This is a genomic window from Marinobacter flavimaris, assembly GCF_002933295.1.
Lineage (GTDB): Bacteria > Pseudomonadota > Gammaproteobacteria > Pseudomonadales > Oleiphilaceae > Marinobacter > Marinobacter flavimaris.
The window spans coordinates 486,419-498,990 of record NZ_PSSW01000003.1; the positions used below are offsets into that span (position 1 = coordinate 486,419).

A 12,572-nucleotide genomic window follows, 5' to 3' on the forward strand; every position below is an offset into this window, starting at 1 on the left:
TATCCAGTTTCCAGACTAGTATTGGAAGAGGGTGATCAGTTCGCCAGACTGACTCAAGAGCTCAATCAGACCCAGTTGCGCCAGCTTTTCCAGTTCAATACCGGTTTTCAGGCTCTCCGCGCGCTGGCCCAGCGCCTGGAGATACTCGGAGGTGGAGAGGTCGCCGACCTGCCACTGCTTCTCAAGCAAATCAGCACTTCGCTGTACACGCCCCTGGGAGAGTTCTGTCCATCGACGAAGTTGGGTGTCGTATCGCTTCCAGGCAGCTCGGGCGCCCGCCAGATCATACTGCTGCTTCCGATAAAGTGCCTGAAACCGAGCTTCGGCCTCTAATGATCGTCGGTTGGCAGCTTGGATTTCGGCACGGTAGTTATTACGGACATTCAGAGGGATCGAGAACGTCAGGCCAACCAGGTTCTCACCGCCATCACGCCCTCCGCTCAGCCCGACCGTGGGAGATGCCGCCGCTCTGCGACTGACCACCTCGGCTTCGCTCCGCAACACCTGCCACCTCGCGCGGGCAGCAGCAATTGACGGATGATCCAGCAAATTGTCGTTATCGACCCTGGAAGCAAGAGCCGGCCAAATGTGCCCGGGGATCCCCCCATCCTGAGGCCGCCAATCCGGCAGAAGCTCTCTGACCCGGGCTTGCGCCTGATCAACCGCAGCCTTTGCCTGGGCGAGTTCACTGAGCTGCTGAGAAAGGCTTAAAAAAAGCAGCTCTGCATCGGTACTCCCCAGGTCGCCCGCCTGCTGGCGTTGCTCAACCTGCTCCAGCAAGGCATCCAGACGGTGTTGCTGGGATTCCGCAATTTCTTCGGCACGCGTCGCCGCGCGCCACTCGACAAGCGCAAACAGCGACTCGGACGTTTGTGCCAAAACCGCCTCGTTCAAATCAGCTTCAGCGGAAAGCCTGATCAGCTTTGCCTTGTCCTTTAGCGCACCCTGTTGATCAGACCAATCGATCGTTTGTGATAGCCCTGCCTCAAAGTTGTTTTCACTGCCCGTTCTGTCTGCTCCAACAGACAGCTCCGGGTTATACAGCGGTTGTTCGCTTGCCTCAGCATCCGCATCCCGGGCTGCCGCCTGCTCTGTCGCCGCCATGACATCCGGATGCTTGCTTATCTGGCCAGTGAGCCAATTTGTCCAATTCACAGTCTCCGCTTGACCGAACAGAGGAATAGACAATAGTACTGAACACAGCAACGCCCTGGGCGAGTGCTTGCTTGCCTTCATCGACTTTCTCCCGAAGGGGTTGTTAGCCACAATTCATGGGGGCGAGACGCCCATGACAAGGTAGGTAGAGGTGGAGATAGTAAGTGAAAAGGTTGAAATGAACTTGAATTCGAAGCGTCATCCACAAAAGAAACCGCCCTCCAACTCCACCAGCATTCCCGGACTGTCCTTTTGACGGACAAAATGAGTACCAAAGACTTATGTTTCTGTAGCGCTCAGATCAATAGCCTGTCATTCGATGCCCCTTACTTTCCGTCACTTCTTCAAGGTGATCTATGTCTCGAGCAACGAATAACGCAGGCGCACCGCGCCACGGATTCAAACTCAAACTGGCTTTCCTGGTTCTGTTATGGCCCCTCACGGTCAAATCAGAGCTCGCAGTCGATGAAATTTACTCCCCCCGGGTAACTGCGGGGGATCTCGAAATCGGAGTGGTTGGGGCGTTTCTGGACAGTGAGGGGAGCGAAATTGACAACCTTCGTGCCGATCAGTGGGAGGTGGGTTACGGGCTATCTGAACGCCTGAGCGCCGAACTTAACTTCAACGCAATCAAGAGACCGGGGCGAGCGTATTCACTTGAGGAATACGAAATCGAACTGATTGGAAACTTTTTTCAAGACACTGAGAGCGCTGCGGGCTTGTTCATTGAACTGTCAAAAGAACATGGCCAAAAAGCCGGTGGAGTGACCCTTGGGTCACTTTACGAGAGACAGCTATACGCGCATTACAGCATCCTGACGAACCTTCTGGTTAGCCGCTCATTTGGCGAAGACGACGAGCAGCTTGAGCCCACTGGCTCATTACAGTTCGCCTACACGAAGTCTGACACGTTTCAGCCAGGGCTGGAGTATTACGGGGCCGAAAACAACCATTTGATGGGACCTGCCATCCTGGCTGAGTTCAGAATGGGTTCCAGTATTCTGGAACTCCAGGCGGGCGTTGCATTTGGCCTCACTACGGACTCAGACGATATGATCTATCGCTGGGAACTGGAGATAGAACTGTGATGGCGGCCCGCAACCAAAAGCCGCAGAACCGCCATCCAGTTTCCAGAGCACTAGCTTGAAGCAGGCTCCAGTGCACTCTCACCGGTTTCGCTGTCCTCGATACGAACAGCCCGAACCAGGCGGGATACAAGTACCTTGCCGTCACCCGGGTGCCCATCCTGGGTTCTGCCCGTTCTGACAATGAGTTCCACAACTTCACCAGCGACATCATCGGTCGCTACGTCTACTTCCAGCTTGACCATCTTCACTTTCTCCAGAGGCGACTCATCGCCGACCAGATGACCAAATTCGCTGAGAGGCACGACAGCAATGCTTGTCACGCCCTTGACTCTGGCCAGAGCATCAACCACATGCTCTGCCATAACCTCTCTGACATAAGCCTTTATTTCATACATAAGCCTTCTCCTGCCTATCAGACTTCAACGTCACGACGTTCGGATGCAAACCACTGATACACGCTGGGCAACACTACCAACGTCAGCAACGTTGACGTGATCAGACCGCCAACCACAACCGTTGCCAGTGGCCGTTGGACATTAGAGCCAATGCCATCGGCCAGCAGCAGGGGAATCAGCCCCAGAATAGCCACAGAGGCGGTCATCAGAACCGGCCGCAAACGGCGTTGAGCACCCAACTTGACTGCTTCAATGACTTCGTAGCCTTCGTCCCGCAACTGATTGATGTAGCTCACCATCACCACACCGTTCAGTACGGCTACGCCGAACACCGCGATGAATCCCACGGCAGCGGGCACAGAGAGGTAAAGCCCCGTCACAAACAGCGCGACAATGCCACCAGTAACCGCAAAGGGCACATTCATGAAGATCAGCGCCGCATAGCGAAGACTACTGAATGCCGAAAAGAGAAGCAGGAAAATAAGCGCCAGGGTAATGGGCACAACGATCGCCAGCCGCGCCATGGCCCTTTCCTGGTTCTCAAACTGACCGCCGAACTCCACGAAATACCCCGGCGGCATGTCCACTTGCTCCTCGATCCGCTTGCGCAAATCCTGAACAACACCGCCCATATCGCGACCACGTACGTTCATCTGCACGTACTGTCGCCGACTGGCATTGGAGCGCGAAATTTTCTTGGGGCCAGCGTACATTTCAACATCGGCCACCCGTGAAAGCGGGATGAGCTCGCCACTATTACCCCGGAGGGGAAGCTTTCTGATTTCATCGATGGACCCGCGATAGGACTCTTGCAGCCGGGCGAAGATCTCAAATCGCCGGACACCGTCGAAGACCAGCCCCGCGCCTTTACCGCCAATCCCGGTTTCGACCGTACTCATCAGGTTATCAATGCTGATGCCAAACTGCGCCAGCACTTCACGGTCGGGGCGAATAACGATCTGTTTTTTACCTGCGCTCTGCTGAGCGCGCACATCCGTTGCCCCCGGCACATCATTCGCCAGGGCCGCCACTTCCTTGCCGATCCGGCCCAACTCGTCGAGGTCGTCGCCGAAAATGCTGGCAACCAGTTGCGCCTGAACGCCTGAGAGGAGTTCGTCGGTTCTGAGCTGAATCGGTTGTGACAGATTGTTGGCAAGCCCGGGAACCCGCTCATCCAAAGACTCCGCAATCCGGCTCTGAAGGTCCTCATAGCTCACATCTTCTCGCCACTGATCCAGAGGCTTCAGATTGACGAGCGTCGCGACAACGTTCACGGGTTCAGGATCACCGCCCACCTCGGCACGACCGATCCTGGCATAGGTGCCGGTGACCTCTGGAAATTCATCGACAACGGACTGAATCCGTTTGCCATACTTGATGGCGGATTCAAGACTGGCTCCAGGAGGCAGTGTCGAGCGAATCTGGAACGTGCCTTCCCTGAGCGTGGGCACGAACTCGCTCCCGAGATAGGGAAACAGCAGGAGACTGCCGGCAAAGGCAATGACGGCCACGCCCATTACAATTTTAGGGGCTTTGACGACAGTATTCACCACCGGCTTGTATAGCCGGTTCAGGAACAGAACCAGCTTCGGCTCTTTGTGTTGTCCACCCATCTTGAATGACAGCGAGGCCAGAACCGGCACCAACGTCAACGCGAGTAACAGCGCACCGATCAACGCAAAACTGATGGTGTAGGCCATGGGCGAAAACAGCTTGCCCTCAACGCCCTGCAGCGTAAACAGCGGCAGAAAAACGATAATAATGATGCCAATGGCAAACACAATCGGACGAGCCACTTCCCGGGCAGATTCACCTACAAGCCTCAGAACACTGACCTTTTCCTCTGATCGTTCTTCCAGATGTCGGAAGATGTTCTCTATCATCACAACGGCGCCGTCCACCATCATACCGATGCCGATAGCCAGCCCCCCCAGACTCATCAGATTGGCGGACAGGCCCGAAATCCGCATCGCAATGAATGCGAAAAGCACAGACAACGGCAAGGTCGCCACCACGATCAGTGTGGAACGTATATTTCCGAGGAACAGATAGAGGAACACCAGCACCAGAACCGAGCCCTCAAGTAATGCTTTCTCGACAGTGCCTATGGCCTTGCCCACCAACTCCGCCTGGGAGTAATAAGCCTCTATTTTCAGCCCTTCGGGAAGTGACTTGTTCAGATCATCGATTTTTGCGTTGACGTCCTCGAGTACCTGACTGGTGTTGGTTCCGATCAGCTTCATCACGTAGCCGCCCACGGACTCCTCGCCCGAGGACACCTCCGCGCCGCGGCGAATTGCCGGTCCAAGGCTAACCTCTGCCACATCCCTGACATAAATAGGAGACTCTCCCTCACTCTTGGACACAATGATGTTCTGGATGTCCTCGATGCCCTCGGTACCTGAATTAACCCAACCGTAGCCGCGAACTATATACTCTTCACCTCCTCGCGTAATGAAAGAGGCGCCGACGTTCCGATTATTCTGGGTGAGGGCGCCGCGAACGTCAGACACTGTCAGGTTCCTTGCCTGAAGCTTCTGCGCATCGATATTGACCTGATACTGTTTTACCTCGCCGCCGATGGACAGCACACCGGTTACACCCGGAACGGTTCTGAGCTGGGGCTTGACAATCCAGTCCTGGATCGTGCGGATTTCCTGCAGGCTGTATTGATCCTTATCCTCAGCTTCCAGGGAATACATCAGGATGCGCCCAAGACCGCTCGCTATGGGCCCGAGTTCCGGCTGCCCCATCCCTTCGGGAATCTGGCGCTTGGCCTCGGAAAGCCGTTCGTTTACCAGCCGCCTGGCGAAGTAGATATCGGTGCCATCTTCGAAATAGATGGTCACCCGCGACAACCCGAAAATCGACGTGCTCTGCACTTTTTCCAGCTTGGGAATTCCATACATGCTGATCTCAACGGGATAGGAAATCAGCGTTTCGATATCAACCGGCGACAGACCAGGACTGGTGGTAAACACCTGAACCATGGTCGGCGTCGCGTCCGGAAACGCATCCACCGGCAGTTTTTGAAATGAAAATACGCCGGCAACGATCACGGCGATAGCAAAAACAAGCGTCATCAGACGATTGTTCAGCGCATAATTCACAATTGCGTTGATCATGCTCCCCCCGGGGTTTAGTGTCCGTGAGCGGCGCTGCGGCCACTGGCGGTAATGGCCGACATCAGATCAAAAGCGCCTACTGAAACCACTTCCGTGTTTGCGCTAATGCCGGACTTGATCTCGATCCAGTCGTTTGCCTCCTTGCCAAGCGTGACGGGAACCGCCTTGTAAGCCCCTTTCTCATCGCCCGGAACAAACACAACGGAGTCATCGCCAATGGTTTGAACCGCATCATCCGGAACCAGCGGCAGTGAGGCCTCCGATTCCGTCATGATTCTGGCCGTGGCATAGGTATTCGGGCGAAGGTCGCCTCTGGGAGACTCCAGCACAACGCGAACCGGGATGGTGCGGGTCTTTTCATCGAGCATGCTCGACACCCAGGATACCTGCCCACTGTGAAACCGGTCAGAACTTGAATCCCTGGAGGAAATCTGAACCTCGTCTCCCGTTGAAATCTGGTCAATATCGGATTCGGACACCTGAAGAATGGCCCACAACACCGAGGCATCCGCCACGATGAAAGGCGTATCCGACGGACTCAGCGTTTGCCCCAGACGAACATGCATCTGCTCGACACGCCCCTCAATGGGTGAGCGGAGCGCGTATTGCGCCAGCCCCCCACTGTCACCTGACGACTCGCTGCCGTAAACCGCCAGTTGTTCCCGCACGGAATCGTACTCCGCTTTTGTTTCAAGAAAGGCAGCCTTGGCATCCAGGAACTCTTCTTCACTGGAAATACCCTGTCCCTGCAACTCCCTTTCACGATTGTAGTCAGACTCGGCCGCTTCTTTGCGGGCCTCCAGCGAGATTAACCGGGAGCGAATCCGGGCCAGCTCCACACTGTTCAGGGTTGCCAGTAACTGCCCCTTATTGACACGATCCCCCAGATCAACCGCCAACCCTGTCAGTTTTCCCTCCAGCAGCGGACCAACCTCGGCCACGCGGTCCGGCACATACTGAATCTCGGCAGGTGCCGTAACAATTGCGCCAGCGCGCCCCTTGGCAGCCGCCACAGTCTGAATCGACAGTAACTCTGTCTGCTCCGGCGTCAGATGGATCTGGCGGGACTGGTTTTCCTCTCCGGCATGCTCGGCTTCTTCATTTTCGTGCTGGTCACCCTCGGCTTCTCCGGCAGCGTATGCCTGCTGCAAGCTCAGAGCGCCGACAACTATTAACAGTATCTTCAGATTGCGAATCATTCATTCACCCTCAATATTTAGAGAACGGTACTAAGAGAACGGTCAATTTTGAGTTTCATACCCTCAGGAACCGGCTGACATCGACAGAGCACCTCCTGTGCTTATCTCCAGCGCCCGGACGGCATCGATATAATCATTCTGCGCCTGAACGTATTCCTGCCTTACCGACAGGAGATTGTCCTGTGCCGCCAGAACATCCGAGGCACCGACCTTGCCCGCCCGAAGTGCTTTCTGCATCAACTGTAATGTTTCCTCTGAACGCTCCAGGATCGACTCGTTCATCTGGCGCAGCCGAACGGCGGTGGATTCGTACCGGGCCACAGCTGACACAACCTGACGCTCTGTAGCCAGGCGCAAGGCCTCTGCCTCAAGCTCGGAGGTTTTCAGCCGCGCAGCAGCTTGTCTCTGCTCACCGGAATAATCATGAAAAACGGTCAAAGGCATCGACACCCCTGCACCGAAAAGGTTGGAGCCTTCCTCACGATCATAAAATCCGAAGACTTTCAGATTTGGAATCGTCAGGCTTTTCGCAACTTCAAGGCCAGATTCATCCGCTGCAATTCTGGCGGCCGCCGCTTTCAGGTCCGCTCTCTGACTCTGTGCCATCTCGACAAGCTGGCTGGTCGGAGGCAGGTCTTCGAGCGTCACATCAAGCTCGCCGGTCACCCCAACGGCATCGGAGGGGGACACCCCGAGCACTTCGGTAAGGTCAATTTTTGATTGCTCGAGCTTTTGTTCCGCCGAGGCTTTTTGATTCCGGGCCCTGGCAAGCCCAATGACTGCGGTATTGAGATCAATCCGGGTTTGTTTACCCTGTTTTACGGACATTTCAACCAGGTCTTTGGTGCGTTGCATAAGTTCAACAGCACGGGTTGCGGTTTCCAACTCTTTCTGAGCCAGCAGTATCCGGAAATAGGCGGCCCGCACCCGCGCCTTGGTGGCTACCTTCAGGTATTCAAGCTCCTGTTGCCGGGACGTGAGATTACTCCGGGCACGCGACTGCCCAAGGTCGCCGCGATTACCCATCCAGATCTCCTGAGTAACCCTCACCCCATATTCCAGGGACTCGTCGGCCTGATCCGGGGTCTGACGGGCCCCCAACTCCAACTCTGGATTGCTCGGCGCCCAGCGGCTGGCATGATCAAGCTGTCCCTGCTGTATCGAGACCGCGGCCCGCCTCAAAGCCAATACCGGGCTATTCTCGAAAGCCATCACCATGGCCTGGTTCAGGGAAACAGCCTGGCTGGCTTTGGCCTGCTGATATTCTTTCAGCGACACACTCTCTTTTGCCTGGGCCGACACCATAGGAGAGACGGCCAAGGCTCCCGGAACTATCATCGCGCACAACAACAATCGTTTGTTCATTCAGTATCATCCTGGCTGTTTGACTGAGGTCAGTGAGTCAGCATTTTTGCGTGGGAATCTGGAACGACCTTACAGACAAACCTTTAATACAGTTTGAAATTCAGGCACCGGATAAGAAATGAGCTTTGGCGGCAGGGGGGGGGCAGAGGTAAGGGCGAGGATGTCGAGTCACCGGGCGTCAAGGCAGGCGCACGATGGTGGGTTCTTGCATGATAAATAAAAACCGGCCCGTCATTTGGGCCGGCTTTTTATTCTGGATCCGAATTGCTTGTGATCACTTGGCCGATCAGAAACTCCTGCTCCAACCCAGCCAGAACTTCGGATCATCCGAGTTGACAGAGCCAAGCGCGTCGGTTGACTCAATGTCCGCGTACTCCACGTTAACACTGAAAGAACCGAAGTTTCCCGCATCCTTTGTAACGTTGGCGGCGACGTGTGAATAACTTGCCTCGCCGACAGAAGCCTTGCCGTCATCAGCGAAGTCGTAATAGCCAAGCGTCACACCGGCACTGTAGCTGTCCTCCAGAGGCACCCCAACAGAGGCGTAGTAATAGGCATCCCCCTGCACGAACACCCCATCACCACTGGTGTCGCTGTTGATCGTGTAGGCCAGGCCGATGGCCGCAATGCCATAACTGATCTCGCCGTACAGTTCGCCGAAGTCGATGGAGTCCGGCGCGTCAGGATACGCATAATAAATGTACCCAACGTCATAACCCAGTTCTTCCACAGAGCCGGAGAATCCGGCATAAAGATCAAGCTCATAGCTGGTGCCGTCACCAAAATCGACATTGGAACCCCAACCACCGGCGTAGAAGCCCGACGCATGCTCATAATCCAACCCTCCCTGGACAGCCGCAGCCCCGTCTGTCTGGGTGACGCCCCGGAACAGATAGTTGCTGCTGGCGCTCACATTTGAGCTGACGTCAGCGCTAACAATGGCGGGCGCAGCCTGAAGTGCTGCAAGCAAAGTGATACTGATAAATCCGGATTTGGTGAAAAACTGCTTCTTCATAATGGATACCTTCGGTTGGGTTTCATTGCTCCAAATATGATTTAGCAAAAGTCTTGCCACATCTTATTTATTCTTGTTTATCATTATTATAGAGACAAATCGGCACATTCTGAGCTTGCCCCCGAAAAACGACCCAACACCTAGCGCCCCAGAACCTGTCACCGGCCCGGACCAGCGCCCTGTTTTGATGCATTCTCTGTAACCATTCTGTAATCTTTGCCAAATAGACTTTAATGGCGCTTCAACACACACAAGCAAACCGAAAAAGGTGAGACAGATCATGAGCAAGAAATATTTGGGCTTGGCTTTGGCGATTTCTGCCGCTTCTGCTGCACAGGCCGGAAACGTTACGACCAGCGGCGAAGACCTTGTGATCGATACCGACAGCGGTATCAAAGTGAAAGTGTCGGATAACTCTGCGTCTTTTCAGCTCGGCGGGCGCATTCAGTGGGATTACGACGCCACGCAGTCTGACGACAACGGTGTTGACACTACCGATTTCGATGTGCGCCGGGCACGCCTCTACGCCAAGGGCCACTTTGGCGACTGGGCGTACAAGACCCAGTTCAACGTCGCTGAAAGTGATGGCGCCGACGGCGGTACTGCTGAAGACCTGTACATTCGTTACATGGGATTTGGCTCAGCTGCAACCGTGACTATCGGTAAACAGAAAGAGCCATTCGGCCTGGAAGAATTAACGAGCTCAAAAGACATCTCAGCGCTTGAGCGATCTGCCATGACCGAGCGTTATGCCCCCGGTCGCAGCGGCGGCATCCAGCTCAGCGGCAAAGGCAGCAACTGGACCTACGGTATCGGCTACTTCGAGGCAGGCGGCAATGGCAGCGACGATTTCAATAACACGGCAGTAACCGCACGGGGCACGGTTGCACCGATTCAAACGAACAATATGGTTGTTCATCTTGGTGCGGGTTATACCACGCGTGATGCCGACACTCAGGCCGATGAGGTCGATACGTTTAATCTGGAGCTCGCCGGCGCTTCCGGGCCCTTCCATGCCCAGGCCGAATATTTCGATTCCGAGGAAGGCCAGGTGGATGTTGATGGTTATTACGTACAGCTTGGTTGGGTTGTCACCGGCGAAAGCCGTCCTTACAAGGCTGGGGCGTTCAAGCGAGTGAAACCGTCATCGCCCAAAGGAGCCTGGGAAGTTGTTGCCCGTTTTGAAGATGGCGACGGAAAATACAGTGACGTGGGGCTGGCCACGACCGACGGTGAGCAAACAACACTGGGCGTTAACTATTACGCCAACAAGAATGTTCGACTTGGAATGAGCTACATGGATGGCGAAGAAGCCAATGGCGCTAGCGGAGATGAAGTGCGTGCGAGGTTACAATATGCATTTTGACCGCATGGAGGTCGCTTGAATGAGTTTGCGGCTTGATATAGTTCTTGAGAGTTAATGAAATACTCAGGTTTTGGGCAGATATTAATCTGCCCATGCTTTTGTCTGCCCCCCCCCACCCCGCCCCCCGCTAATAAAGTTCATCTGAGGTTTCTGGTGTACATTGAGGTGGACCCCATCAGTTGGACAGCCTGAAGGTGCAGTTAAGCTCTGATCCGGCTGTATTCCTGAAAAAAGGAGGCCCGTATGGACGGCTTTGCGAGACGTATAAGGTGGTGGCGCGTTGTTCAGCTCTTTTTGCCTGTGAGCCTATGGAGGTACCCCTTGAGAGTCAGGTTCAATCTGACCGATATCAAGGTTGTCGCTGACATTGGCGCCCTAAACTGAATGAGCGACTTATCGATGAAATATTGACTCCATTCAACCGTTTATGCGGCCGCTGAAGGTACCACTAGGATGAAAATGATGCTAACTCCGCTCACTGCCAGGAATGGCCAAAAAAATCAGAAGTCGTTGCTTGTCTTTGCCATTGGTTCGGTTCTGGCCTCTGCCGCAACGCCTGTCCTGTCCATGACCTTTACCGAAGCCTTAACCGGGGGAAAGGTTTCGCTTGATGTTCGTTACCGTTACGAATTTGTGGATCAGGACAACCCTCTTGATCAAGCCCATGCTTCTACCGTTCGAACCCGACTGGGGTACCGGACTGGTGATTTTAAGGGGTTTGAGGTGTTTGCCGAGGCGGAAGATGTGTCCGCTGTGGGGAATGAGAACTACAATAGCACCATCAATGGCATAACCGATCACTCAGTAGTCGCTGATCCGACGGAAACCGAAGTCAACCAAATTTACGTGCGTTACAAAGGTTTTTCGGATACCAGCCTGACCTACGGCCGTCAGCGCTTTGCTCTGGACAATCACCGGTTTATCGGTACGGTTGGCTGGCGCCAGAATGAGCAAACCTTCGATGCCTTTGTCGGCACCAACGAGTCGCTTCCGGACACGAAGATCACAGCGGGCTATCTTTACAATGCTAACCGGGTGTTCTCGGATGCCAGCCCTAATGGCAATTTCCCAATGCAGTCGCCGATTTTCAACGCACAGTATCATGGCTTGGCTGCCGGAACCCTGACCACTTACGGTTATCTTTTCGACTTTACCAACGCAGACGTCAACTCAACCCAGAATTTTGGTTTGCGGTTCGCAGGTGGCACCGATGTATCGGAAGACGCCAGGGTCCTGTACACCCTGGAGTACGCAATCCAGAAAGACTATGCAGACAACCCGCAAAGCTTTGAGGCCGCTTATTGGCTGGCGGAAGTGGGGCTCGCAGTCTACGGCCTGACCTTTAAGGTGGGTATGGAGACTCTGGAGTCGGACGACGGCCGGTCATTCCAGACGCCTCTGGCGACGCTTCACGCGATGAACGGTTGGGCCGACCAGTTCCTGGTCACCCCGGACGATGGCCTGCAGGATCTATACGTATCGGCGGGTGCCTCAGCAAAGGGGGTCAAGTGGCTGGCCGTTTATCATGACTACAGCAGTGACATCAATAGCCTGAGCTATGGCTCCGAGCTGGGGCTGCTGGCTGTCTACCCGATCAACAAGCACTACACGGTGGGTGCCAAGTTCGCCAGCTATGCCGCCGATGGTCGTGGCGTGGATACGGACAAAGCCTGGTTGTGGGGAGAGGTCAAGTTCTGACCTTATCACTATTGCGGTGAACAGACATTCGCCTAGTGGCTCAGTCTGACCTGGTTTCAGTACATCATGCGCCCTATATCGAATCCTTGAGTCTGGTTCGTCGGAAAGTATTCGGACACAGCTTGCTTCCGGCTGAGATGGCCCGCATTGTCTCCGATATCTCCGC

9 protein-coding genes are annotated in these 12,572 nt (G+C 54.8%); 3 read left to right on the plus strand and 6 right to left on the minus strand.

Annotated elements, in window-relative coordinates; genetic code table 11:
• Positions 1 to 15 precede the first annotated feature (15 nt).
• Positions 16 to 1,155 carry a TolC family protein gene (locus tag MDHKLMBL_RS08305; protein WP_227513165.1) on the minus strand — a complete coding sequence of 380 codons (1,140 nt, stop codon included), beginning with the start codon at positions 1,153 to 1,155 and terminating at the stop codon, positions 16 to 18.
• A gap of 356 nt (positions 1,156 to 1,511) precedes the next feature.
• Between MDHKLMBL_RS08305 and MDHKLMBL_RS08310 the strand changes: the two genes are divergently transcribed.
• Entirely contained in the window at positions 1,512 to 2,243 is a 732-nt protein-coding gene (locus MDHKLMBL_RS08310; RefSeq protein ID WP_041333833.1) for a hypothetical protein, read from the plus strand.
• 50 nt (positions 2,244 to 2,293) lie between these two features.
• On the opposite strand, the gene MDHKLMBL_RS08315 is transcribed toward MDHKLMBL_RS08310, so the two are convergent.
• The 5 genes from MDHKLMBL_RS08315 to MDHKLMBL_RS08335 form a co-directional block, all read right to left on the minus strand.
• Positions 2,294 to 2,638 (minus strand): P-II family nitrogen regulator, encoded by a 345-nt coding sequence (locus tag MDHKLMBL_RS08315; RefSeq protein ID WP_053113976.1) that lies wholly within the window; start codon positions 2,636 to 2,638, stop codon positions 2,294 to 2,296.
• Between the two features lie 17 nt (positions 2,639 to 2,655).
• Positions 2,656 to 5,763 carry an efflux RND transporter permease subunit gene (locus MDHKLMBL_RS08320; RefSeq protein WP_036208660.1) on the minus strand — a complete coding sequence of 1,036 codons (3,108 nt, stop codon included), beginning with the start codon at positions 5,761 to 5,763 and terminating at the stop codon, positions 2,656 to 2,658.
• Between the two features lie 14 nt (positions 5,764 to 5,777).
• Positions 5,778 to 6,962, minus strand: coding sequence for an efflux RND transporter periplasmic adaptor subunit (locus tag MDHKLMBL_RS08325; RefSeq protein WP_036208657.1), 1,185 nt, complete (start codon positions 6,960 to 6,962; stop codon positions 5,778 to 5,780).
• 63 nt (positions 6,963 to 7,025) lie between these two features.
• Entirely contained in the window at positions 7,026 to 8,327 is a 1,302-nt protein-coding gene (locus MDHKLMBL_RS08330; protein ID WP_104270574.1) for a TolC family protein, read from the minus strand.
• Positions 8,328 to 8,613: 286 nt separating this feature from the next.
• Positions 8,614 to 9,342 carry a TorF family putative porin gene (locus MDHKLMBL_RS08335; RefSeq protein ID WP_062363658.1) on the minus strand — a complete coding sequence of 243 codons (729 nt, stop codon included), beginning with the start codon at positions 9,340 to 9,342 and terminating at the stop codon, positions 8,614 to 8,616.
• Between the two features lie 280 nt (positions 9,343 to 9,622).
• On the opposite strand from MDHKLMBL_RS08335, the gene MDHKLMBL_RS08340 reads away from it, so the two are divergent.
• Together MDHKLMBL_RS08340 and MDHKLMBL_RS08345 are read left to right on the plus strand one after the other, a co-directional pair.
• A complete protein-coding gene (locus tag MDHKLMBL_RS08340) occupies positions 9,623 to 10,708 on the plus strand; it encodes an OprO/OprP family phosphate-selective porin (RefSeq protein WP_104270575.1) in 1,086 nt (361 codons plus the stop codon).
• Between the two features lie 453 nt (positions 10,709 to 11,161).
• Positions 11,162 to 12,406: an alginate export family protein gene (locus MDHKLMBL_RS08345; RefSeq protein ID WP_050898258.1), complete on the plus strand. Its 1,245-nt coding sequence runs from the start codon at positions 11,162 to 11,164 to the stop codon at positions 12,404 to 12,406.
• Positions 12,407 to 12,572 lie beyond the last annotated feature (166 nt).

What these genes read in the sequence shown, in the direction of transcription:
- MDHKLMBL_RS08310 (WP_041333833.1), top strand. Translation starts at nt 1,512, where the DNA reads ATGTCTCGAGCAACGAATAACGCAGGCGCACCGCGCCACGGATTCAAA.
- MDHKLMBL_RS08315 (WP_053113976.1), bottom strand. Translation starts at nt 2,638, where the DNA reads ATGTATGAAATAAAGGCTTATGTCAGAGAGGTTATGGCAGAGCATGTG.
- MDHKLMBL_RS08320 (WP_036208660.1), bottom strand. Translation starts at nt 5,763, where the DNA reads ATGATCAACGCAATTGTGAATTATGCGCTGAACAATCGTCTGATGACG.
- MDHKLMBL_RS08325 (WP_036208657.1), bottom strand. Translation starts at nt 6,962, where the DNA reads ATGATTCGCAATCTGAAGATACTGTTAATAGTTGTCGGCGCTCTGAGC.
- MDHKLMBL_RS08330 (WP_104270574.1), bottom strand. Translation starts at nt 8,327, where the DNA reads ATGAACAAACGATTGTTGTTGTGCGCGATGATAGTTCCGGGAGCCTTG.
- MDHKLMBL_RS08335 (WP_062363658.1), bottom strand. Translation starts at nt 9,342, where the DNA reads ATGAAGAAGCAGTTTTTCACCAAATCCGGATTTATCAGTATCACTTTG.
- MDHKLMBL_RS08340 (WP_104270575.1), top strand. Translation starts at nt 9,623, where the DNA reads ATGAGCAAGAAATATTTGGGCTTGGCTTTGGCGATTTCTGCCGCTTCT.
- MDHKLMBL_RS08345 (WP_050898258.1), top strand. Translation starts at nt 11,162, where the DNA reads ATGAAAATGATGCTAACTCCGCTCACTGCCAGGAATGGCCAAAAAAAT.